Consider the following 1,027-nt stretch of genomic DNA (forward strand, 5'->3'; position numbering starts at 1 on the left):
CCCGGCCTTCACCAGCTTCAGGAACGCGTCCAGGTCCGCCGGCCCCCCGCCCAGCGGTCCGGGGTGCGCCTGGGCGGGCGCGTCCTGCCTGATCATGCGTTCTCCTCGTGGATGTCGTGGCCGAGGCGCTCGCGCTTGGCCGCCAGATATTTCTCGTTGTAGGGGTTCGCCGCCACCGGCATCGGCTCGCGGCCGAGCACCTTGATGCCGTATCCGTCCATACCCCGCAGCTTGGCCGGGTTGTTGGTCAGCAGCCGCACCGACTTGACGCCCAGCTCCGCGAGGATCTGGGCGGCGTTGGAGAACTCCCGGGCGTCCACCGGCAGCCCGAGCTCCAGGTTGGCGTCCACGGTGTCCCTGCCGTCGTCCTGCAGGCTGTACGCCTTGAGCTTGGCCAGCAGGCCGATCCCGCGACCCTCGTGCCCGCGCAGGTAGACGACCACGCCCCGGCCCTCGGCGGCGATCTCCGACATCGCGTGGTCGAGCTGGACCCCGCAGTCGCACCGCAGCGACCCCAGCACGTCCCCGGTCAGGCACTCGGAGTGCGCGCGGACCAGGATGTTCTCCCCGTCCTCGAGATCGCCGTAGACCAGCGCCACATGCTCGCCGCCGTCCAGCGCGCTCGCGTAGCCGTAGGCGCGCCACACCCCGTACTTGTTCGGCAGGCGCGTCTCGGCGACCCGGGTCACCATCCGCTCGCTGCGCCGCCTGAACTCCACGAGCTGGTCGATCGAGACCAGTGCCAGGTCGTGCTCGTCGCAGAACTCGCGCAGCTCCGGCAGCCGCTTCATGGTCCCGTCGTCGTTGACGATCTCGGCCAGCGAGCCGGACGGGCTCAGCCCCGCGAGCCTGGCCAGGTCCACGGCCGCCTCGGTGTGGCCGCGCCGGACCAGCACGCCGCCCTCGCGGTAGCGGAGCGGGAACACGTGGCCGGGCCGGACCAGCTCGAACGGCTCGGTCGCCGAGTCGCACAGGGTGCGGATCGTCTTGGCCCGGTCCGAGGCCGAGATGCCGGTGCTCACCCCGT

1 protein-coding gene is annotated in these 1,027 nt (G+C 71.6%); it reads right to left on the reverse strand.

Annotation, left to right across the window (positions count from 1 at the left end; genetic code table 11):
• Positions 1 to 92: 92 nt before the first annotated feature.
• Positions 93 to 1,027, reverse strand: a 935-nt coding sequence (ribA, locus tag ACWDS7_RS48700; RefSeq protein WP_451934863.1) for a GTP cyclohydrolase II, incomplete at its 5' end; no start/stop codon positions are given.

The organism is Streptosporangium sp. NPDC003464 (genome assembly GCF_053588315.1).